The sequence below is a fragment of the Indolivaga macrotermitis genome (assembly GCF_900128985.1).
Lineage (GTDB): Bacteria > Bacteroidota > Bacteroidia > Bacteroidales > Dysgonomonadaceae > Dysgonomonas_A > Dysgonomonas_A macrotermitis.
In genome coordinates this window covers 269,826-293,794 of sequence record NZ_FQUC01000001.1, presented here as the reverse complement: position 1 = coordinate 293,794, position 23,969 = coordinate 269,826, and the positions used below count along the sequence as shown (strand labels likewise).

Below are 23,969 nucleotides of genomic sequence, written 5' to 3'. Positions count from 1 at the left end.
TTATTTGGATGTAATGTTCTCAAAAATTATTGCGCAAGAAAAGATTAACAAAGTAGAAGATCTGATAGATAAAGCCGAGAAGGTTGTTATCGTAACTCATGTATCACCCGATGGTGATGCTATAGGTTCGTCACTCGGGCTATATCATTATCTGCAAGACAGTGGTATCGAAACTACAATTATTGTTCCTAACGAGTTCCCGTACTTCCTAAAATGGATGAGCGGAGCGAAGGATGTTTTAATATACGAAAAATATGCCGACTTTGCAGCAAAGTTGATTGAAGAGGCTGATTTGATTTTTTGCCTCGACTTTAATGTATTGTCTCGTATAAAAAGAGTCGGTGAATTGGTAAAAGAGTCGAAAGCCAAGAAAGTACTGGTTGACCATCATCCCGATCCCGATGCCTTTTGTGATGTAACGATCTCACATCCCGAAATATCATCGACCTGTGAATTGGTGTTCCGCCTTATCTGCCGGATGGGAGATTTTGAACACATGAGCAAGGCCTCCGCTGAAGCCATCTACACCGGAATGATGACCGATACCGGAGCTTTCACTTATAATTCCAACAGTCCCGAGATTTATTATATTATCGGACAGTTATTACTGAAAGGAATAGATAAAGACTATATTTACTCAAAGGTATATCATAGCTATACGCCGGACCGGTTCCGTTTGATGGGGCTTATGCTTTCGGAACGTATGAAAATTTATGAAGAGTACGGAACAGCCTTGATCTGGCTTGATAAAAAAGACCAGGACAGATTCCACTCTCAAAAAGGGGATACTGAAGGATTCGCTAATCTGCCTTTGAATATAAGTGGAATCACGTTTTCGGTATTCCTCCGTCAGGATCAGGAAAAAGACATGATAAAAATATCTCTCAGGTCGCAGGGCACATTTCCGTGTAATACATTTGCAGCCCAATGCTTTAATGGAGGGGGACATCTCAACGCCTCAGGTGGAGAGTATTACGGGCCGCTGAGTGACGCAATCGATCTTTTTGAGAAAACTTTAGATGAGTATGCGGAGTTATTGATTAATAATAAGAATAATTTAGATAAAAAATGAGAAAAGCAGCGCTAAAGATAAGCGGATTATTCGTTTGTATAATGGTATTGTTTGCTTCGTGCGACAATGGAGACTCATATGCAGACAGGCTGAATAGAGAACGTAAAAACATAAAGAGCTTTATAAATGCCCACGATATAGAAGTACTTTACACTTATCCTGAATCCGGGGTATTCAAGTCTAATCAATATTACTATGACTCGTCTACCGGCGTTTACATCAATGTCATTGATTCGGGTAATGGAAAAAGGGCAAACGCAAGCAACCGCTCGGTTGTAAATGTCCGTTTTTGGGATGCGATGTCTCTGCCTACAGCAGACTCCGACACTATAACATACAATCCTGATGGGGTTCAACCTATCGAGTTTTTATACGGGGTTTCGTCTACATACACCAGTAGTTCCACCGACTCTTATCTGGGTACTATCCAGTCATACTATATGTCGTCGGGGATGGCTGTACCTCTTCAGCATGTGGGAGAAAAAGCTATTGTTAGCCTGATCGTTCCTTTCAACAGCGGATCGTATGTACAACAGAGCGGTTATTACGCAATCTTTTTCACCCGCTTACAATATACTAAAATCATACAATAACAACATTTGAAAACGGAATCATATGTCTTTAATTAAATCTATATCAGGGATCAGAGGTACAATAGGCGGAAGTATCGGCGAAGGGCTTAACCCTTTGGATACCGTTAAATTCGTTTCTGCTTATGCCACATTCATAAAGAAGAATACAAAAGTAAACAGCAATAAAATAGTAGTAGGCCGCGATGCCCGCATATCAGGCAATATGATGGAGCATGTAGTGGTAGGTACCCTTATGGGGATAGGCTTCGATGTGGTAAATATAGGCCTTGCAACAACTCCTACGACCGAATTGGCAACTGCGATGGAAGGTGCATGCGGAGGAATCATCCTGACAGCCAGCCATAATCCAAGACAATGGAACGCCTTGAAGTTGCTTAACGAAAAAGGTGAATTCCTGAATGCTGCGGAGGGTGAAGAAGTTCTAAAAATTGCAGAGTCCGGTGAGTATATATATGCAGATGTAGACCATCTGGGTAAAGTTACCGGCAAAGATTACTCCGATGCACATATACAAGCCGTACTTGATCTGAAACTAGTTGATGCAGCAGCAATCAAAGCTGCCAATTTTAAAGTAGCGATAGATTGTGTAAATTCAGTTGGAGGTATTGTCGTACCTAAACTATTAAAAGCCCTTGGGGTAAACAATATAGTTGAGTTGAATTGTGATTCGACCGGTGATTTTGCGCACAACCCCGAACCTTTGGCTGAAAATCTGACTGAAATATCTGATTTGATGAAATCAGGCAAAGCGGACGTAGGAATTGTCGTAGATCCGGATGTTGACCGTTTAGCATTAGTCGACGAAAAAGGAAACATGTTTGGCGAAGAATACACCCTTGTGGCTGTTGCCGATTATGTATTAAAACATACTCCGGGCAATACTGTATCAAACCTTAGCTCGAGCCGCGCATTACGCGATGTTACCCGTAAATATGGAATGGAATATAATGCCGCTGCTGTAGGTGAGGTAAATGTCACCACCAAGATGAAAGCTACAAACGCCGTTATTGGTGGCGAAGGCAATGGTGGGGTTATTTATCCTGCGAGCCACTACGGAAGAGATTCGTTGGTAGGTATCGCTTTATTTCTGAGTCATCTTGCCCATGAGAAAAAAACCGTAAGCGAATTGCGTGCCACATACCCTGAATATTATATTGCTAAGCAAAAGATAGAATTAACTCCCGATATCGACGTGGACGCTATTCTTCTGGCTGTAAAAAATAAATTCGCCTCATTTGATGTAACAGACATTGATGGCGTGAAGATAGATTTCCCTGATAAATGGGTGCATTTACGGAAATCGAATACGGAACCGATAATCAGAATATATTCAGAAGCATCTTCAATGCAACAAGCAGAAGCTGCCGGAGCAGAAATTATAGACATAATCAAAAGTCTTACAAAATAAGACTTCAGTATAAAACAGATCGGCTTGTAACATCAAAAAATGTAGCAAGTCGATTTGTTGTCATTTTCTAACAGTCATTCTGCTTGTTATTGAATTATGCGAATCAGTATTAAAAAAAAACGTTCTTTGCTTTTCTGTAATTAACTAACGCGCCTAAAGGCTTGTTTTTCATTTTGCCTTGATGCAAAACGAAACAAAAAATCAAGACTGCGCCTGCAAGCCCGACCCGTTACGTGTTCGAAAGCGAAGACAAAAGAAATACGTTTAATACAACTTCTATTTGTCTTTTAACGCTTTCTTCTCACAACGGGCACCCCGTACTTTACGACGATGTCAAAGCCTGACGGACGAAAACGTACGTATGCGAGGACTCGGTCTGCCAATGAGTTTTGCCTTCTTTTGAGGCTTAGACCAAAAGAAGGGTAAGCAATCTATGATTGCGCGCAGAAAAAGATGTAATATTTAAAAGAACCTTTATAGAGGACCTTCTAAAAGTCATTGATTTTTTGAAATATGTAGAATTTAACAAAAGTGATTCAATTGAAGATAGATAAGTGAATTATTTTACTCCTGTTTCTTATCTTTGAGAATAATAATATCAAATAAATGGCAGAATATTTTCTATTTTACATTGGTCTTTCGCTCTTTTTGATACACGAAATGGATGCAATACGTTATAAAGAATGGAAAATGTTTCCTATACTTTCTTCCTTAAGCGAAAAACAAGGATATATTATATTTGTAAGCTTTCATATCCCTATATTTGTTTTAATTTTTTGGTTAATAACTAATGCTTCCACTATTGAAATATTTGCCAAAATATTTGATGTTTTTATGATTGTTCATTTTCTACTGCACGTTATATTTTTAAAACATGAAAAGAATAAATTTAAAGATAAATTTTCGTGGTCAATCATAACAAGTATAGCAATCTGTGGAATTCTTGATATAATTTTATTCAGATAAAAATCAATGAGAAAGCGACAAAAAGAAGAAATCTTCAATTTGCCGCTCTCAGTGCGGTAAGGTATCAGATTACCGAACATTTTCAACGAAAAACCAACATGAATTATCTTTCAGTGTATGAACCAGTAGCTGAGAAATTTATCTATAAAACAAAGGAAGGATTTGTATGAAATATTGGTCGCAAGTTTATAATGTATCAGATATCAGTAGAGATAAGGACAAAAAATAAAAAGTAAAAAACAGTGTCACTTTTGTCACCTTTGTCACTTTACAGCATTTAAGAATCTAATTTAAAGCAATTTACCAAGGTGACACATACCTTACAATAGTGACACACATGTATACTTTGTGTTACGCTTTAGATAATATATAACTGGTTATTGTTGCTTTGCCTACAAAACCAATAAAAGTCTAAGGACTCAATAATTAATTCAGGATGAAAGAGAAACTAATCAGTGCAGACGAAATAAGGAAAATGCACCCTATATTTAGGGGAAGGTTTGGCAATATTCTTATAAAAATGGGAATGAGCCTCACCGGACTAAATAAGGTAAACCGTATATACGACACATCAAAACAATACGAAGGAGTGGCCTTTTGTGACAGTCTCCTGAAGGATGTAGGAGTAAATATCGTTATCGAAAACCGTGAAGTGTTAGATCAGTTCAAAGATCAGGCTTTCATTACCGTATCCAATCATGCTTACGGACATATTGACGGCATTACGGCTATAGATGTAGTAGGGTCGGTACGTCCCGACTATAAAATGATGGTTAACTTTATTCTCGGAATGATCGATACTATGTCGATGCACTTTATTGCAGTAAATCCATACCAGAAGGGAACGGTTTCCAACAAATCGAGCCTCGAAGGTGTTAAGCAATGTATAGCACATGTAAAAGCAGGTCATCCTCTGGGTTTTTTCCCGGCCGGGGCAGTTTCCAAAACAAAACTGAAAGGCTTAAAAATGACTGTACGGGACAGGGAGTGGCAACCTTCCGTTATTAAACTGATAAAGGGATCGAAAGTACCTGTTATCCCTATGTACTTTAGTGGAAAGAACTCTTGGCTCTTCAATTTCCTCGATCTTGTAGATTGGCGTTTGCGAAGCCTTCGCCTTGGACATGAGGTGTATAATAAAAAGGGTAAAACCATACATGTAAGGTTTGGAACGCCCATCATGCCTGATGAGATTGCCCGGCATAACGATCTGGAAGAACTAGGAGAATTTCTGAAAGAGAAAACATATGATTTGGCTAGAGATAATGATTAGTCAATTACACGATCTATTATTCGGAGAATTTCGCTAGGTATAAAATAAATATGTAAATTTGTCTATAGGCGTAAGCAGTTGTTATGCTTTTCTGTAAAAGCAGGCTTTTATCACTTACTACACACTTAGATAATTAAGGAATAAAAGGTCGTAAAAGACCTTAAACTGGAGAATTATGGCAAAACCGGATTTACAACAAGTAAAACAACGATTCGGGATCATTGGAAACAGTCCTGATCTTAATAGAGCTATCGACATAGCCCTACAGGTCGCACCTACCGACATGTCTGTACTGGTAACAGGAGAAAGTGGCGTAGGTAAAGAAACTTTTCCACAGATAATACATCAGTTCAGCCGTCGTAAACACGGAACATATATCGCTGTCAATTGCGGCTCTATCCCCGAGGGAACTATCGATTCGGAACTTTTCGGGCACGAGAAAGGGTCTTTTACCGGAGCTACGGGCGACCGTAAAGGATATTTTGAAGTAGCCAATGGAGGCACATTGTTTCTTGACGAAGTAGGCGAGCTTCCGTTATCTACCCAGGCACGCTTACTACGGGTTCTCGAAACCGGAGAATACATAAAAGTAGGTTCGTCTAAAGTCGAAAAAACAGACGTCCGGGTAGTAGCTGCCACTAATTTAGACATGGTTACGGCGACTTCAAATGGAAAATTCCGCGAAGATTTGTACTACAGGCTCAATACTGTTCCTATCCGTGTACCGGCCTTACGCGATAGACAGGATGACATACCCCTACTTTTCAGAAAATTTGCCAGCGACTGTGCCGAAAAATACCAGATGCCCTCAATCACACTGACCGACCGTGCTAAAGATATGCTGAAGCACTACCGTTGGCCGGGCAACATCAGGCAATTAAAGAATATTACCGAGCAGATATCGATCATTGAGCAAGAGCGCGAGATATCACCTGAAATACTGAAACTGTATCTTCCGGACAATGAGGTAGGAATAGTACCTATCGGCACCATCAATGCCGGATCAGGAAGCAATGACCAGAAACTATTTAACAGTGAAAGGGAAATACTCTATCAGGTATTATTTGATATGAGGAAAGATATGAATGAACTCAAAAAAGTGGTTCACGATCTTGTTTCCGGTACAGTCGAATCTGCCCAGCATCTGTCGACAGATAATAAAATGCCGGCAACACCTACAACCCTTACAGTCGTAGATAAAGATCAGAGCAGGGCTGTCCCGATTAAATATACAGAACCTACATCTATAACCCCGTTACCGATAAAAGACGATGCCGAAGATATAGAAGCGAATGATTTTATTGAAGAAACTGCTTCGTTAGAAGACGTGGAACGGGAAATGATAAAAAAAGCCCTCGAACGGCACAACGGTAAACGTAAGAATGCTGCTCAGGATCTGAAAATATCAGAGAGAACCCTCTACAGAAAGATCAAAGAATATAACTTAGATAATTTATGAAAAGATTTATCGCCTGTCTGGCTGTCATTTTGGTAGTCATATCATGTAGAGTGTCATACCAGTTTAATGGGGCATCCATTGACTATACTAAAATCAAAACTCTTTATATTAAAGACTTCCAGAATCAGGCCGACCGCGTTAATCCTTCAGTGGCTCCGGCATTTAACTTGGAGATGAGAGACTTTTTCACAAGGAACACCAAGTTGTCTATTCTGTCTAATGGCCCTGCCGACCTTGAACTGGAAGGCGAGATAATCCGTTATGACCTGATGGGGCTGAACGTAACAGAGAATGCGCTTGCCGCCACTACACGTTTGACAATGGCCGTAAGAGTACGCTACCGGAATAATGTAAATCCGAATGAAGACAAGGAAGAAACATTCAGTGCATACCGGGATTTTGATGCCAGTATAAACTTTACTAATGTTGAAGAAGATTTATATAATCAGATAAACAAAGAGATAATAGACCAGATATTTAATGCTACCATGTCGAACTGGTAACCGTATATCTACTCTATCCAATATTAAAATATATCGACTATGAATATCAGGGACTTTTACCAACTCGTAGAACTGGAACGGGAGCCGGATGCAGGTATGCTTACACAGCTGCAGTTCCTGACAAAAAAATACCCTTTTTTTCAGGCAGGTATATTTACTTATATCAAATGCCTTTACCTTTTGGAAGATGATACATTCCGAAATGAGTTAAAACGTTTGGCTGCTTTTGTTATCGACCGGAAAGCCTTGTTTTACTATGTGATGAACAACCAGTTCAAAGACTTCCAGAAACAGGCTGAAAAGAGATTAACCCAAGACAGGACAGATTTTCTTATAAATGCTTTTTTCGATACACTATCCGACAAGGTTGAAGAAGAAAGGAGGCTCGAGCACGCTATCGTAAATTCGAGTATGGCGTCTCTGGATTATTTCTCGTATCTGGAGTCAGAATCGTCCATCCAAACAGAGATAAATCTCGGAAAAGAAAAGAAGAGTAAAACAGATGAGATATTGGAAAATTTCGATTTCGGTTCTTTACCTGAAGATATATCTATCTCCGAGAGTTATACTTTAACAGAGGAAACTACAGACGAAGAACCTCCGGTTTCAGTTCCGGAAGAACCTATAACCGAGGAAACCTCTGAAGATTCGAAAACTCCTTCACTTAAGCATCAGGATATCATAGACCGCTTTATCTCGAAAGCCGAAAACAGAGACGATATCCGTATAAAAATGGAAAGGTCGGATAGTAGCGATGAAGAAGACATGGATAATATGGACGAAGATATGGATGGCAATGCCAGTGAAAAGGAACTGGATGATGACATATTCTTTACTCAAACACTTGCCAATATTTACATTAAGCAGAAAAAATATAATCGGGCTTATGAAATTATTAAGCGTTTGAGTTTGAATTATCCCGAAAAAAACACTTACTTTGCAGACCAATTATCATTTTTGGAAAAACTAATAAAGAATTCGAATAAAAAAACTAAATAAATAATGGTAACCGTATTTTCTATTTTATCAATTATTGCGTCTATTATATTGGTATTAGTCGTTTTAATCCAGAAATCAAAAGGAGGAGGCTTATCTTCTAATTTTTCTTCTTCAAATCAGATTATGGGTGCACCTAAGACTGCTGATTTTTTGGAAAAAGCAACTTGGGGTTTAGCTATTGCTATTATGATATGCAGTTTAGCAAGTGCTAAATTCATTTCGTACGAGAGACAACAACCTCAAACACAACAGACAGCTCCGGTAGATAATACTCAAGCTCCAGATATGAATTCGCCACAGCCTACTTTACCGGCTCCTATGCCAGCTCCGGCTCCTGCAAATTAATAGAGAATTATTTATATTTTTACGATATATAGTAAAAGAGGAAAGTTTCGAAAACTTTCCTCTTTTTTGTATCATAAAAGAACAGTATCAGAATCCCCGCTGCCGCATAGCTTCAAAAGTAATTACTGCAGTAGACACGGAAACATTAAGAGAATCAATCTTTCCCCTCATCGGTATCTTTATTCTTTGATCCGAATTATTCAACCAAAAATCAGTTAGTCCATCTGCTTCCGTTCCCATTACAATTGCTGTAGGAGTAGTATAGTCTACATCCTGATACCATTCCGAAGCCTGTAACTCTGCTGCTAATGCTTTTATTTGATTCTGCTTAAGCCACATTAAAGCCTCCTGAGACGAACAAACAGCAACAGGAACAGTAAATACACATCCTACACCCGAACGTATTGCGTTGGGGTTGTAAATATCAGTCAATGGATCGCAGACAATTACAGCATCAACCTGCGCAGCATCAGCTGTACGGAGGATGGCCCCTAAATTCCCGGGCTTCTCTACAGCCTCGAGTATGATGATAAATGGATTCTTCTTTATTTTTAAGTCCTCTAAAGTATGCGATTTAGGTTTCATCAAGGTCAGTAAACCATCCGAACCTTCGCGGTAGGCTATTTTATCAAATACCTGCTCCGAAACTTCAAATTTACAGCTATTCTCAATTCCACTTAAAACTTCGGGATAATCAGTCTTACTAAATAGTTCGGGGCAAATAAATACAGAATCAACCTCATAACCAGCAGACAATGCCAACATAAGCTCTCTTGCACCTTCCAGTATAAAAAGACCTTGCGTTTTACGTTCTTTGGCTTTTCCTAGCTTTACTATATTCTTGATACGATTATTCTGTAGGCTTATTATCTTTTCCATTATATATTACAAATTGAAATACAAAGGAATAGAAAAACATCTTTCCATCCGAATGTTTGCATGAAAAAAGAGCTTATCCCGATTTGGGATAAGCTCTTTTCCATATATTGAGAATCTATTGATTACTCTGCAGTTTCTACATAACCGGCTCTGGTATTCGATTCACGTTGAATGAACTTCCATTCTTTTGTTCCGGTACATTGCATAGTATATACCCACTCTTCTGTACCAATTGTACTGATATGGCTTGAGTATATCTTTAATGTAACCTTTGCAAATTGTTCTACACCGTTTACAATAGGGGTTGCATTCGGATATGTTGCAGCCAATATTATCTGTACCCCGGCTATTGTGCGGTCATTACAGAATTTTTCTTTCTCGGCACTTGTTCCTTCCAATGGATAAAGAGGATCTAGTGAACGGTCTTTATCACGGTAAGATACATTAGGATAATAAGCACTGAAACCATAATAGTATTCTGCATTACCTCTTGTATCCCACACAGCAGGATTATCTACTGCCTCATTTGCTTTCACATAATCTACGACTATCTGATAATCGGCTTTCTCTGTTTTCACAACAAATGTAGGATCAAATATCCATTGCTTTTGACCATTTACGTCTGCAAAAACAAACTGATCTGTTTTCTCTACAACAAATGTATTAGGAGTCCATGCATTATTATTGAATATATATTCATCTGCTTGGTTCGAGCTGCTAGTTTTGTATACAACAACATAACTTGCATCAGGTTGAGCATATGGATATTTAGATTTCAGATAAGTTGAGATATAACTTGGTGCATTATCTGTTGTCAGATAAGTAACGCCCATAGCTTCGTAATCGGCTGGCTGAAGAACGACTTTTCCTGTCGATGCTTTCCATGCTGAACCATCAAATTCGTAGGCAGTATATACAGTTTCGGATTTTTCGACTTTGATACCCGGTATCGCATTGAAAACATTTACATTATCCACACGATAAGTAGTTGTCAATCCGGTTACACCGTTTCCAACATACTTAAATGCGACATATACTTTCTCGCCGGCAAAACTGCTCAAGCTACCCATTCCGGCATCTTCGAAATCATTCATTGATGCTGAAGGTACAGGAATTGTAAATTTACTTGAGATATTAGTCCATGTAGCTGCAGCTACATTTGTACCATCAAAGTCTTTAGATACCCAAACTGTCAAAAGATCTCCCGCCGGATTTCTCACGCAGATATCGAATGACAGATATGGATTGGCTACTTGCCCTAAATCTACCTGAGGAGAGATTAACCAAATCTCATTTTCACCGGTTGATTTGTATGAAGAAACTTCAGCAAAGAAGTTACTGTCGTATGTTTTTGCCTGCCAGTTATATGTTCCTTTCAGGTCTTTGCTTTGCCACCCGTCTTTATTTATGATATCATAAGCAACATAGCTTCCTTCAAAATCTTCTGTCAAATAGCTATCGCCAATAACAGTTGCATCTACAGGCTCTTCTGTCGAATATTGATAAGTAATGTTTTTCAGATCGCCTTTTTTTGCATTTGGATAACGGGCTTCTAATACCGCAGGGAGATTATTTGCCGGAGATTTACTTGGCGTAAAAGCATCTGCAAATGGTTCGCCCCATACTAATTTATAATCAGTGTCACCTAGAACCAGAGATTGTGTCGATAGACCGGTTAAAACCGAATCTCTTTTTTCGTCAAAACTGTAAGTGATTTTGGCAATAGAACCTACATCTCCTGCAAGATATTTCGATTTCAGCAGATAAGGCATCAATGTAGAAGCTGGTAGTGCATTTGAAAATACCTTCGCACTATTAAACGCATCAGCCATTGCCGAATCTGCAGCTGTTTTATTAGCCCTAAGAGCAGAAACGATGGTTGCAACATCTCCCGATTGGAATGTATACTCATAAGTTGCTACATTTCCGGGTTCCGTCTTATTTTCAAAATCATCGAAATAGTGTTCGTTATAATCACAAGCCGAAAAAATGCCGGTGAGTAATACTGCTACTATGTATATATATTTTTTCATTTTTCTATAAATCTTATTTAGGTTAGAATCTTACTCTCAATGATGCTGTATAAGTACGTCCGAATCCATACATTACGCCTACATTTTCCCAACTGCTACCACCTTCGGTACGAGCATTGTAATCTAATGCATCAGAAATGTATTCCTGATTCAGTACATTGTTTATATTACCACTAATAGTCGCATCTAATGTACCGATCTTGAACTTATAGTTTGCTCTGGCATCAAGTACACCTGCACTTGGGATTTTCCAAGGACTATAATATTTATAAGTTCCTCCAGCATTAGGCATTTCTATTTTGAAATTTGCATAGTTATCACTGTAGTGAGTATAATCCAAACCAACAGTCAACTTTTCATTGAACATTTTATAACTTGCTCCGGCTGCAAATGTAGTTTGTGCAGAGTTTCCTACGCGTACACCTTTCATATCTACAAAGAATGCCTTATGCTCTTCACCTTCGGCAAGAGGGTTGTTACCATCATTTGTTGGTTGTCCCATATTATTGTATGCATATCCGGTAGCTTTGCTATCCCAGATCCAGTCTCCCAGAGAAACCATACCTGTAATCTCAAGATTGCGGATAGGTTTTGCAACAAAGTCTAATTCTATACCTTGGTGACGGGCATTGATACCACTCATATTAACGAACGAATTACGGTCGTTACCCAAAGTCGATACCATCGTTTTATCCATCCATTTAGTGTAATAAAGGTTCAGGTTAGCCGACAAATATTTCGAACGATAACCGTATCCTACTTCCGCTGAGAATAATTTTTCATTGATCGCATCTTTATTTACAGCATTACTTGTATGAATGTTAGTGAAATAACCACCACTCATGAATGGTGCACGAGAAATATAACCTGTATTGAAGAATACATTGTGCTCTTCTGTCAGATTATAGTTTGCTCCACCTTTCACATTGAATCCTAAGAATGTTTTAGAATCCGATTTTTGATTAGCTTTGCTGTAATAGTAGCGGTCTTTTTTCCAATAAGTACTTGTAGAAAGCGATCCTGACAAGAATACGCTTAATGCTTCTTTATTATATTCAGCCTGAGAGAATACTCCATTTTGAGATACATAACCTGTATTATCGCGATATACAACATCTCCGACTTTAAGTTTTTGATACTTGTAGCTATCAGTTAGTCCCGGCCAGTTTGTTTCGGATATGCCCTTACGTTGTGGGTCAAGATAGAAATCACCACCCATCAGGTCTATAATCTTACTATCGTGAAGACCGGCATAGTAACGAACGTCGATACCTCCATAGAAATCAATCTCCTCAGTTAATTTAGTAGTGTATGTTGAGATAAGACCCGCCCAGAAGTGGTTGTTACGAGATTCTGTCAATACAACATCCGATCCGTTTGGATTATTCTTATTTGATTGCAATAAAGACGTGTAATCCATATAACCGGTAAGAGGATCACGGTAGTCCTGATTCAAAGACCCATCAGACGAATTTGTTCCATACAATCCATTGTAATTACTTCCTCTCCATGCACGTCCAGCTCCATCACCTATAGAAACATAGGCTACAGTAGATAAGCTCGATTTATCATTAATTGTCCAGAAGTGATTTAATGATATCTGAGGTTTGTGATAACGGTTACGATTTTGATTAACTCGTTCTCCCTGATTGTCAAAACCATAAGTTGGATTGAATTTATATCCGTCCTTTTGTTGTTGCCATCCACTTATAGTCAGGTAATCTCCGCTATAACGTTGGTTATGCCATTGAGGCGAACCGAACGCTGTGAATGATAACTGATGATTGTCATTGATAATTTTAGAGATATTCAGGAACCATGTGTAAGCTTCAAACTCTGTTCCCATAATATATCCGTCTCCCCAGTTCTTAGAACCCAGGAATGTCATAGCCCAGCCATTTTCAGAAAGACCTGTAGAAACACTGAACGCTAACTTATTATAGTTGTCATTACCTAAACCATAGAATACGAAACCACCTTTAGTAGCATCTGTCGATTTAGTTACAATATTAATTGTACCTCCTACCGAAGGAGCAGCAACTTTAGAAGCACCAAGTCCACGTTGTACCTGCATCGAACGGGTTACATCAGACAAACCAGCCCAGTTAGACCAGTATACCCCACCCCATTCCATATCATTTACAGGAACTCCATTTACCATTACAGCAATATTAGCAGATTCAAAACCACGAAGATTGATACGCGAGTCGCCATATCCACCACCTTGTTTTGTAGCATAAACACCCGGAGTAGACTTTAATATCTCGGGAAACTCCTGAGAACTTAATTTAGTCTCCAGCATTTCGGGTTCGATTACCGAAATTGCAACCGGAGTTTTACGTCTGATTGCAATAGATGATGTTACAACCACGTCTTTAAGACCAATCGCATCACTCTCCATCTCTATTACTCCCAAATCGGCAGATGCATCGATATGCATTGTTTTATAACCAACATAGGTCAAATCCAATTTACCCGATACGGATGAAACCTTGAATGAAAAAGATCCGTCAAGGTCTGTTGAAGTTCCGGCTTTAGCCGCCTGTGAGAATACAGATACTCCGATCAACGGCTCCTTTGTGTCTTTGTCAATTACTTTACCTTTGATCGTTGATTGAGCAAAAGCCGAGATTGAACTAAATAAAACAGCAAAAAGCAGAAAAAATAGTTTTCTCCTCATGATTAATTTTGATAGTTTAGATATTAAAAAATGTAATGATTTTGTTTTGGTCCGAAGGATATGTAAAGAAATTTCACTTTCTCTACCGGCTTGATTATTTATATGTGACCACAAGCAATTCATCAGATTCAGGTTAAGACGATATAAGACTTTCGTCGATACAGATTTTCCATGAGGGAATACCCCTCATAAATGACCCAATAGGCTAGATAGCCTAGCATCTTTTTACAACTACTTTTCCGGGAGAAACTACTCCGCATAATAATGATCACTTATATTATATAAATATGAAGCAAAGGTAAATGATTTTAAATGGATATATAAATAAAACATAAAAAAATTATCAGCAAGTTAACAGATTTAATAGATTTGTAATAATTAATGTAAAATTTCACTCGTGATGATATGGCTCATTATTAAGTATAGTCATAGCCCTATAGAGCTGTTCTATAAATATGAGGCGTATCATTTGGTGGGAAAATGTCATCCGGGACAGAGATATTCGCTCTGATGCTTTTTCATATATCGTTTGAGCAAAACCATAAGGTCCTCCGATAACAAAAACCAAGCGTTTGTTTACTGTATGGGACTTCTTTTCGATGTAACCGGAGAATCCTACAGATGAAAACTCTTTGCCTCTTTCGTCTAACAAGACAATATAATCACCGGGTTGCAAACACTTCAGTATCAAATCTCCTTCTTTTTCCTTCTGCTGTTCTTCTGACATACTCCTCACGTTTTTAATATCAGGAATCACTTGCATCTCAAAAGGTATGTAATGCTTCAACCGGTTTTCATACTCTTTGATTGCCTCTACAAAATATCCGGCATCGGTTTTTCCAATAACAAGCAGGCTTATCTTCATTTATTTTTTCATCTTTTACAACCGCCAACACACTCAAGTTATGCCTAACTTAAACATATCAGTGATCTGAAATTCTCTCACAAAAATATTAAATTGGAATAAAAACACAGCCTCATTTCAATCAATATTTTTTTACATAAAAAATGTTACAAACCAAAATAAGTTCTATCTTAGTTTATTGATAGCAAGATATGGCAGTATAGAGTATAGGAAAAATAAAGATTGCGAAATATGGGAAAACAAGTTAAGCTCTAAATGCGTTGTTATAAGCATTGGATTTTATCACTATAAAAACAAGACTTTCGAATTCTTTTATCGATGATACATTTTTGGAAAAAAATACTGAAAGATTATACAAAACGAGACACCAAGTTAAAATCGAGTGCTCTTGATCTTTTTAAATATATAGGACCGGGCTTGTTGGTTACGGTCGGGTTTATCGACCCCGGCAATTGGGCTTCCAATTTTGCGGCAGGGTCTGAGTTTGGATATACATTACTTTGGGTTGTTTCTCTTTCAACCATCATGCTAATTCTATTGCAGCACAATGTGGCTCACTTAGGCATAGTTACCGGTCTCTGTTTATCGGAAGCTGCAAACAAGTACCTTCCCAGAACAGGGTCGCGAATAGTATTATGGTCTGCGATAGCTGCATCCGTTTCCACCTCTCTGGCTGAAATTCTGGGTGGAGCCATTGCTCTAAATATGCTTTTCGGGATACCAATAAAGGTTGCTGCTGTACTCGTAACTATATTCGTGTTCTGCATGATGTTCTCGAGCTCGTACAAAAAGATCGAGAAATATATAATTGCATTCGTCTCCATTATCGGACTATCATTTATCTACGAATTATTTCTTGTCGATATAGAATGGGGTGAAGCTGCCCGATCGTGGGTTGTTCCGTCAGTACCTCAAGGTAGTATACTCATTATCATGAGCGTATTGGGTGCAGTAGTTATGCCACACAACCTGTTTCTCCATTCGGAAATCATACAGAGCCGTGAATGGAACCTAAAAGACGATAATGTTATCGAAAAGCAATTGAAATATGAGTTTTTCGACACCTTATTCTCGATGGTTATAGGATGGGCTATAAACAGTGCGATGATACTATTGGCTGCCGCAACTTTTCATAAACAGGGAATAGTCGTAGATGACCTGCAACAGGCAAAAAGCCTCCTCGAACCTCTTTTGGGCAATGCAGCCGCTATTATATTCGGAATAGCATTACTCTTTGCCGGAATTTCATCATCAATGACCTCAGGAATTGCCGCAGGGTCAATTTTTGCAGGGATGTATGACGAACCATATAACATCAAGGACATACATTCGCGTACAGGTGTAGTCATTTCATTAGGTGTTGCATTACTTATTATATTCTTAATTACAAATCCGTTCAAAGGGCTCCTTATTTCCCAAGCTGTGTTAAGTATGCAATTACCCATAACCGTATTCTTACAGGTAAGGCTAACTTCGTCAAAAGAAGTGATGGGCAAATATGCCAATCGTCCGACTACGAAATACACGCTATATATTATAGCTTCGGTTGTAACGCTTCTTAATATTTGGTTGCTATATACTCTGGCTACCGGTTGGATCACAGAATAAACAAAGGAGGGGGTACATTTTTCAAAAAATATCGCCTTATTTATTTGAATTCTAAAAACTATAATTATCTTTGTACCCGCTAACGCAATATTAGCCGCGGATGTGGCGTAATTGGTAGCCGCGCCAGACTTAGGATCTGGTGCCGTGAGGCGTGGGGGTTCGAGTCCCTTCATCCGCACTGAGAGCGACAAATTGAAGATTTCTTCTTTTTGTCGCTTTTTTGTTTCTTATAATTATCTATTTTTATGCCTATCGACCACTTTAAACTCATAAGGAATGCAATATTGTAAACTTTATAATATAATATCAGGCTATATTGAGCTTGAAGAGCAAAACAAAGAATTAGTAAGAACTGTATTCAAGTATGAATTTGCAGAAAAAGGGAAAACATTGATTAGTTCCGGGGAGTATACCGACAAGGCTTTCTTCATAATTTCCGGGTATTTAAAATATTTCAAGATGCTCGATTCCGGCAAAGAATTGATCATACATCTATACTCCCCCGATAATTTTGCCATATCATTAAATAGCTTTTTTTTAGGCACGAAAGCAGAAGAATCGTTACAAGCGATTACTGATTGCGAATATTTATGGATTACAAAATCCGATCTGGAAAAACTATATTCAACAAGTTACGAATGGCATAACTTTGGGCGGAAATTACTCGAAAGCGCGCTGATTGAAAAGGAAGAAAGGGTCATCGACCAGCTAACATTGACCGGACAAGACAAGTATATGAAACTACTTAAAAACCATCCGGATATACTTCAGAATGTACCCGTAAAATATATTGCTTCATTTATTGGAATAGAACCCGAATCGCTAAGCCGTATAAGGAAAATGAATTAACTAACATTTGTTAAGGAGTTCAGACTATTGCCAGATTTACCTTTGTCGAAAAACAACAGTAAATATGAAGACAATATTAATAACCGGAACATCAAACGGAATAGGGAAAGAAACTGCTCTTTTATTTGCTAGCAAAGGATGGCGTGTAGCCGCAACTATGAGAGACACCAAGCACTTTTCCATATTCTCAGAAAATAAAAATATAAAGGCTTACTTGCTAGATGTAAGAGATAAAGACTCTATAGATGGCTGTATCCAGCAAGTAATTCACGACTTTGGCAAGATAGATGTAATTGTAAACAATGCAGGTATCTATACGACCAGTCCATTAGAGATGACTTCTGATAACGCTATCGATAACATTATAAGAACAAACATTAATGGGGTTATATATACGACAAAAAGCATTTTAGACCATTTCAGAAAGAATAAATCGGGTACGATAGTGAATATCTCGTCTATTGCCGGACGGGCTACATTTCCTTTCCAGTCGGTATATCACACCTCAAAATGGGCAGTGGAGGGATTTAGCGAAAGTCTTTATTATGAACTGGAACCCTTGGGGATACGGGTCAAAATAGTTGAACCGGGTGTGGTTAAAACCAATCTTTATGAATCACTATCAAGCATTACTTTCGACAACTACCCTGAAGAGTATCAGAATAGTTTTGTAAAAGGCTATAAATCACAGCTTAAAAATTTAAAGAATGGATATTCTCCTATACTTGATGCAGAGACAATCTATAAAGCAGTCAACAGTAAAAGTTCCGGACTGAGATATACAACCGATACTACAACTAAGCTAGCTTTGCTCCTTAACTGGCTTCTACCCTTGTCCATATTCCGCCGCATAATAAAGAAAATCAATAGATTATAATACAATTAAAATTTACCTACACTAAAAGTGGCAAAAAGAAGATTCTCTCTTCTTGCCACTTTTCTCTATTAATAAAACCAATTCTTGATAATTTTAAATATATAAAATTGCCTAAAACAAAAGCAGGCTTATCATGAAATATTATCTTTGTATGAAACCATAAAGAACATTTCTTTTCACATACTTCTAATTTAAATTATCCGAATTAAGCAAAATCAGATGGCAGAATTTATCTGTAGGTGATTTGATAGCAAGAATTTGCATGAATAAAATGGAGACTGGAATGATTAAAAGACATTGTTTAAACGAAGGGTTAACCCAATTCGTAACATATACTACTGACAATGGGATTGACGAAGGATTTCTAATTCTTAGAACTCAACCCTATCTGCCCCTTAATGATGCGTTAAAGAGTCTTTCTTTAGAATATAATAACTTGTTGTTGAGAAAAGAATTTACAGGCTTTGCTCCTATATATACAAGATTCTTTCTGAGCGATGTTGAAAATCAGTACCAAGAAGTTTGTCGATCTGATATATATAATAATTTATCTGCAGGATCGGTTAGAATGACCGGTAAAGAACCGCTTGACAGTGCAAAGGTTTCTATTGTAAGCCATTTTCTTAAAACAGATAAAGAACACCTTTCCCGGATTGACAACAACTACCCTAATTCTCTAGCATTCAGGGGACAGAACTACGGTATGTATTTTTATGCGGATTGCGGATCTTCCGAAAGCAACGACCCCGGAGAACAAACCGCAATCATTCTGAATAAATTAGAAAAAAGTTATTCTGATATAGAAGGCAAAAAAGATCTTATCAGGACATGGGTATCAGTGAGGGATATTGATAATAATTACATACCATTTGTTGTAAAAAGAAAAGATTTCTTCGAACTTATCAGCATGGATAGGTATTATCCGGCAAGTACCGGTGTAGAAGGACGATCGTGGGATCCCAAAAGGCTCGTTGTATTGGATGCCCTTATTTATTCAGGACTGGATGATGATCAGATAGTAAAAATGGAAGCTGTTGATAATATGCCTTCGACAATAAGCTACGGGGTCACTTTCGAAAGAGGACTAAAAGTCGAATTCGGAGACAGAACGCATTATCATTTGTCCGGAACTGCCAGTATAGACATAAACGGAAAAGTCATACATATCGGTGATATTCACAAGCAAGTAGAGCAGGCTCTGGCTAACTTCAAAGCATTATTAAACAATAGTGGTTTATCTTTTGCCGACCTTATGTATCTTGTTTTCTACGTTCGGGATGCTAAGTGTACAGAAGAGATCAGAAACATAGCAGATAAAATCTTGCCTGCGGATATCCCCAGAGTATATGTACGCAGTTCTATTTGCAGGCCTCAATGGCTGATGGAGCTGGATGGAATTGCAATAGGAAAAGGGAATATGCAATACAATCCGTTCAAGTGAAATTTAAGAAAAGTATATTGATAAAATATCCATGACAAAAAATCTGATATTTATATTCATATTATTATCAGGAATCTTTGATCTTGTAAAAGCAAAACCTTCTCAATATCAGGCACCCAAGTTGATAGGAACTCAACAGGGCCTTTCGAGTACTAAGGTTAGCTGTATTATACAGGATAAGGAGGGCTTTGTCTGGATCGGAACTGAAGACGGACTCAATAAATTCGATGGTTTCCGCTTTTCGATATATAAAAGGAAAGATGGGGACTTCTCATCCCTTTCCCATAACAATGTAAAATCAGTGTATTGTGATTCGGAAGGTACTCTATGGGTAGGCACAATGATGGGATTGCAATATTATAATAGGGTAAAAAATAATTTCATCAATGTATTCTTGGGGCAATCCATAGAAATGATGCTTAGAAGTTCTTTCTTATGGATTTTTGAAGATTCTCAAAAGAATCTTTGGTTTAGTCTTTACAACATCGGAGTATTAAAATACTCTTTAACAACGAAGAAAAGTGTCTTGTACAAATCGTTGCCCGACGGAGGCAAATTATCAAGCAAAGCCATCCGGCACATAATGGAAGACCGAGACGGTAATATCTGGTTTACTTCATTTGATAATGGTATCACCATATACGACCCAGGAAAAGACATATTCCACTACTATAATACCGAAAATAGCGATCTGCCAACTAATGCGATATTAAAGGTATGTCAGGCAAGCAACGGAAATATTGTTGTTACAACATTGGGAACTGGTGTATACATCTTTAACCAGATGACCAAGTCTTTTATGAAAACTAACTTGGGAGTATCAGCTTTTGCTACAGAATCGATGAAAGACGGAACTGTATTGATAGGAACCGAAGGTGAAGGACTTTTCTATATAGACAACTCGGGAAAGAATGTACTAAGGCATCCGGCTATCTCTCCTTTAAAGAACGAGATAAACGGAAGTAAAATGCACTGTTTCCTCGAGGATGCCAATGGCGATTTATGGATTGGAATGTACAATGATGGTATTTGCCTGTTACCAAAAGAACCGAAAGGATTTATTAATTACAAAAGAAGTTATGACAACTCTAACTCTTTGAGTTATGGACAGATCACTGGAATCACCACCGACAACAATGGTGATATATGGTTTGCTACGGATGGAGGAGGACTTAACTTCTTTAATAAATCGACAGGTAAATATACCTACTATAAACATCATCCGGCAGATCCTAAATCGATACCTGACGATGCTGTTGTAGCTGTGATAAAGGACAGCAAAGGAACAATCTGGGCAGGAACATATATCGGCGGGTTGTGCCGTTTTGACAAAGCCTCGGGTGGATTTAATGTATATCAATATTCCGAAAATGAAAATTCAATTCCGGATAACTATGTGAGATGCATTTTAGAAGACGGAAAAAACAACTTGTGGTTAGGGACCGACGGTGGGGGTATTAGCTATTTCAATACTTCGACCGAAACTTTCACGAATTACTCTTCGACTAAAAACCGGGGGCTGGTATCAGACAATGTTACGTGCATGTTCCTGCAAGACGAAAATACACTGTGGATCGGGACTCACTCGGGAATTTGCAGGCTTGATATTCCTTCCGGGAAATTTACCAGTTACGAAAAAGGGACATCAGTAAACAACCTTACTATTTACAGTATCAACAAAGACAATTCAGGGAATATCTGGATCGGAACAACTTCGGGTCTATATAAATATAATGCACAGAGAAATACTTTTGCGAATTACGGCCTATCAGGGCGTTTCAGTAATATTGTTATCGATGGTATTGTTTCTTACAAAGATCAGTTATGGCTCAGTACCAACGAAGGAATTATCTGCTATCTTCCCAAGTCCGAAGAAATAAAATACTTTTTGAATAATAACGATCTGGGAGGAACGTATTTTATCCGTTCGTCATGTTATATAAGTCCTGAAAACGAAATATTCTTTGGAGCAGGAGACGGAAGCTATGCCTTTTATCCCGAAAAACTGGATATAAGAGAATTATCACCAAAGGTATATATCACCGATCTGGAAATATTCAATGAACCGATAATTGTCGGAAAACCGTATAAAGGGCATACCATACTGAATAAGGCTCTCCCGTATACCAATGAGATAAAATTACAATATTCCGATAACAGTTTCACCCTGCACTTTTCATCTCCGGAGATTAAATATCAATCATCTGTCTACTACATGTGTTATCTCGAAGGTGTCGACAAACAATGGTTTTCATCACCCGATGCACAGCAAAGTGTAACATACAATAATCTACCACCGGGAAAATATACATTTCATGTGTATGCCAGTAATATTCCGGAAGAACAAGGAAAGAATATAACGACTCTTTCGATAGAGATATTTCCCCCGTTATGGCTTACATGGTGGGCTAAGCTGGGATATATCCTTATACTCGTCCTTATCATAGCAACTATTATGTGGATAAGTTATATCAGGATGAGAGATAAAAATGAATTGAAAATGGAACGGTTAAGAGCTAAAGAACAGGAAGAACTTAGCCGGAACAAAATGCAGTTCTTTACTAATATCAGCCATGAGTTCCGCACTCCTCTAACCCTGATTATTGCTCCACTTGAAGAAATGCAGCAATCAGAGCCGGATAAAGAACGCTCACATATCATGAAGATGATGCTGCGCAACGCAAACAGGCTATTGAGGCTTATCAACCAGATATTAGATTTAAGAAAAGCCGAAAACAATAAAATAGAAATAGAAGTTCACCCGATAAACCTTGTCCTGTTTATTCAGGATTTTATAGGTATATTCTCAGATGTATTACACAGAAAACAAATATCCCTGTCTTTAGATTATAACTCGAAGGATATAATTATATGGTATGATCCCGATTTACTCGAAAAATGCCTGTACAATCTCTTATCCAATGCATTAAAATACACAGGGGAAGGTGGAAAAATACACATTTCCATATCGAAACAACCTGATAACGATATCATATTGAGCATACAGGATAATGGAACCGGAATCAATCAAGATGAGCAGCCATACTTGTTCGATCGCTTTTATCAAGGACAATACTCGAAAGGCTCCGGTACCGGAATCGGCCTGCACCTTGTTAAAACAATAGTGGAATTGCATCATGGAAGTATTGAGGTTCAAAGTGAACCCGATTCCGGCAGCTCCTTTATTCTGCATATTTTGGGAGGAAAAGACCATTTCGATCCGGAAGACTGTAACGAACAGCCCTGGCAACCATCTGATTCCGAAAAGGACTTATCCGGAATAGAAGAAGAAATAGCCGAGACTATTCCGGTCAAAAATGAACCTGAGAGAAAAGACAAGCCTCTGATCTTATTAGTCGAAGACGAAATTGATATGCGAATGTACATTCGCCATGAATTAGTGGACAGGTACATCATTGATGAAGTAAATAATGGAAGGGAAGCTCTGAACCGTTTAGAGACTTTACAGCCCGACCTGATTATTACAGATGTAATGATGCCCGAAATGGACGGAATTGAATTTACACGGATAATTAAAGAAAATATCGAAACCTGTCACATTCCTGTCATTCTGCTCACTGCAAATAATGAGGTAGAACAAAGACTGGAGGGTTTGGAAACCGGAGCAGACAGCTATATTGTCAAACCATTCAGAACTGATTATCTTCGTATCCGCATAAAGAAGCTGCTTGAGACCAGGCAAAAGATGCGGGAGAAATTTACCCGTATGCTCAATCTCGAAGCACAGGAAGTTGATGTTGTAAACGCCGATGATGCATTTCTGCAAAATAGTATCAGTTATATACGAGACAACATTTCCGAATCTACACTTTCGGTCGAAGATATGGCAAAGCATTTAAGTATAAGCAGAACAAATCTCCATCGAAGAATAAAAACTCTAACGGGGCAAAGTCCTGTCGAATTAATTAAGACTATACGCATGAAACAAGCTGCATACCTTCTGGAAAAGGGATCTCTTACAATCTCCGAAGTTGCGTATGAAGTCGGGTATAACTCTTTGTCTTATTTTAGCAGTAGCTTCAACTCCTACTGGGGAGTACCTCCAAGTGCGTATACCAAAAACAGCGAGCAAAAGTCTAAATAATACAAGTTACACTT

18 protein-coding genes and 1 tRNA gene are annotated in these 23,969 nt (G+C 38.3%); 15 read left to right on the top strand and 4 right to left on the bottom strand.

Annotated features, from left to right (window positions below):
• Positions 1 to 13: 13 nt before the first annotated feature.
• The 9 genes from BUC12_RS01265 to secG all read left to right on the top strand — a co-directional run bounded on the left by BUC12_RS01265 (position 14) and on the right by secG (position 8,618).
• On the top strand, positions 14 to 1,072 hold the full coding sequence (locus tag BUC12_RS01265) for a DHH family phosphoesterase (protein ID WP_062175366.1): 1,059 nt from the start codon (positions 14 to 16) through the stop codon (positions 1,070 to 1,072).
• On the top strand, positions 1,069 to 1,665 hold the full coding sequence (locus BUC12_RS01260; protein ID WP_062175365.1) for a DUF4827 family protein: 597 nt from the start codon (positions 1,069 to 1,071) through the stop codon (positions 1,663 to 1,665). Before BUC12_RS01265 ends, BUC12_RS01260 begins: the two co-directional genes overlap by 4 nt.
• Before the next feature lie 22 nt (positions 1,666 to 1,687).
• Positions 1,688 to 3,073 (top strand): phosphoglucosamine mutase, encoded by a 1,386-nt coding sequence (gene glmM, locus BUC12_RS01255; protein WP_062175364.1) that lies wholly within the window; start codon positions 1,688 to 1,690, stop codon positions 3,071 to 3,073.
• Between the two features lie 606 nt (positions 3,074 to 3,679).
• Positions 3,680 to 4,039, top strand: a complete 360-nt coding sequence (locus BUC12_RS20435) for a DUF6713 family protein (protein ID WP_062175363.1) — start codon at positions 3,680 to 3,682, stop codon at positions 4,037 to 4,039.
• 436 nt (positions 4,040 to 4,475) lie between these two features.
• Positions 4,476 to 5,312: a lysophospholipid acyltransferase family protein gene (locus tag BUC12_RS01245; protein ID WP_062175362.1), complete on the top strand. Its 837-nt coding sequence runs from the start codon at positions 4,476 to 4,478 to the stop codon at positions 5,310 to 5,312.
• Between the two features lie 175 nt (positions 5,313 to 5,487).
• Positions 5,488 to 6,771 (top strand): sigma-54 interaction domain-containing protein, encoded by a 1,284-nt coding sequence (locus tag BUC12_RS01240; protein ID WP_062175361.1) that lies wholly within the window; start codon positions 5,488 to 5,490, stop codon positions 6,769 to 6,771.
• Positions 6,768 to 7,274: an LptE family protein gene (locus tag BUC12_RS01235; RefSeq protein WP_062175360.1), complete on the top strand. Its 507-nt coding sequence runs from the start codon at positions 6,768 to 6,770 to the stop codon at positions 7,272 to 7,274. Before BUC12_RS01240 ends, BUC12_RS01235 begins: the two co-directional genes overlap by 4 nt.
• A 39-nt stretch (positions 7,275 to 7,313) precedes the next feature.
• Entirely contained in the window at positions 7,314 to 8,273 is a 960-nt protein-coding gene (locus BUC12_RS01230) for a hypothetical protein (RefSeq protein ID WP_062175359.1), read from the top strand.
• A 3-nt stretch (positions 8,274 to 8,276) separates the two neighbouring features.
• Positions 8,277 to 8,618 carry a preprotein translocase subunit SecG gene (secG, locus tag BUC12_RS01225; protein WP_062175358.1) on the top strand — a complete coding sequence of 114 codons (342 nt, stop codon included), beginning with the start codon at positions 8,277 to 8,279 and terminating at the stop codon, positions 8,616 to 8,618.
• Between the two features lie 87 nt (positions 8,619 to 8,705).
• On the opposite strand, the gene BUC12_RS01220 is transcribed toward secG, so the two are convergent.
• The 4 genes from BUC12_RS01220 to rlmH all read right to left on the bottom strand — a co-directional run bounded on the left by BUC12_RS01220 (position 8,706) and on the right by rlmH (position 15,075).
• Positions 8,706 to 9,497, bottom strand: a complete 792-nt coding sequence (locus tag BUC12_RS01220; RefSeq protein WP_062175357.1) for a TrmH family RNA methyltransferase — start codon at positions 9,495 to 9,497, stop codon at positions 8,706 to 8,708.
• 122 nt (positions 9,498 to 9,619) lie between these two features.
• On the bottom strand, positions 9,620 to 11,530 hold the full coding sequence (locus BUC12_RS01215; protein WP_062175356.1) for a choice-of-anchor J domain-containing protein: 1,911 nt from the start codon (positions 11,528 to 11,530) through the stop codon (positions 9,620 to 9,622).
• 22 nt (positions 11,531 to 11,552) lie between these two features.
• A complete protein-coding gene (locus tag BUC12_RS01210; protein ID WP_062175355.1) occupies positions 11,553 to 14,210 on the bottom strand; it encodes a TonB-dependent receptor in 2,658 nt (885 codons plus the stop codon).
• 391 nt (positions 14,211 to 14,601) lie between these two features.
• The gene (rlmH, locus tag BUC12_RS01205) at positions 14,602 to 15,075 is read right to left on the bottom strand and encodes a 23S rRNA (pseudouridine(1915)-N(3))-methyltransferase RlmH (RefSeq protein ID WP_062175354.1); all 474 of its coding nucleotides are present in this window, start codon (positions 15,073 to 15,075) and stop codon (positions 14,602 to 14,604) included.
• Between the two features lie 318 nt (positions 15,076 to 15,393).
• Between rlmH and BUC12_RS01200 the strand changes: the two genes are divergently transcribed.
• The 6 genes from BUC12_RS01200 to BUC12_RS01175 all read left to right on the top strand — a co-directional run bounded on the left by BUC12_RS01200 (position 15,394) and on the right by BUC12_RS01175 (position 23,955).
• Positions 15,394 to 16,683 carry an Nramp family divalent metal transporter gene (locus tag BUC12_RS01200; protein WP_062175353.1) on the top strand — a complete coding sequence of 430 codons (1,290 nt, stop codon included), beginning with the start codon at positions 15,394 to 15,396 and terminating at the stop codon, positions 16,681 to 16,683.
• A gap of 96 nt (positions 16,684 to 16,779) precedes the next feature.
• Positions 16,780 to 16,861 (top strand) — tRNA-Leu (locus BUC12_RS01195).
• Positions 16,862 to 16,959: 98 nt separating this feature from the next.
• The gene (locus BUC12_RS01190) at positions 16,960 to 17,532 is read left to right on the top strand and encodes a Crp/Fnr family transcriptional regulator (RefSeq protein ID WP_062175352.1); all 573 of its coding nucleotides are present in this window, start codon (positions 16,960 to 16,962) and stop codon (positions 17,530 to 17,532) included.
• A gap of 64 nt (positions 17,533 to 17,596) precedes the next feature.
• Positions 17,597 to 18,409: an SDR family oxidoreductase gene (locus BUC12_RS01185; protein ID WP_062175351.1), complete on the top strand. Its 813-nt coding sequence runs from the start codon at positions 17,597 to 17,599 to the stop codon at positions 18,407 to 18,409.
• 283 nt (positions 18,410 to 18,692) lie between these two features.
• Positions 18,693 to 19,850: a Rid family hydrolase gene (locus BUC12_RS01180; protein ID WP_157257463.1), complete on the top strand. Its 1,158-nt coding sequence runs from the start codon at positions 18,693 to 18,695 to the stop codon at positions 19,848 to 19,850.
• 31 nt (positions 19,851 to 19,881) lie between these two features.
• Positions 19,882 to 23,955, top strand: a complete 4,074-nt coding sequence (locus BUC12_RS01175; RefSeq protein WP_062175349.1) for a two-component regulator propeller domain-containing protein — start codon at positions 19,882 to 19,884, stop codon at positions 23,953 to 23,955.
• Positions 23,956 to 23,969 lie beyond the last annotated feature (14 nt).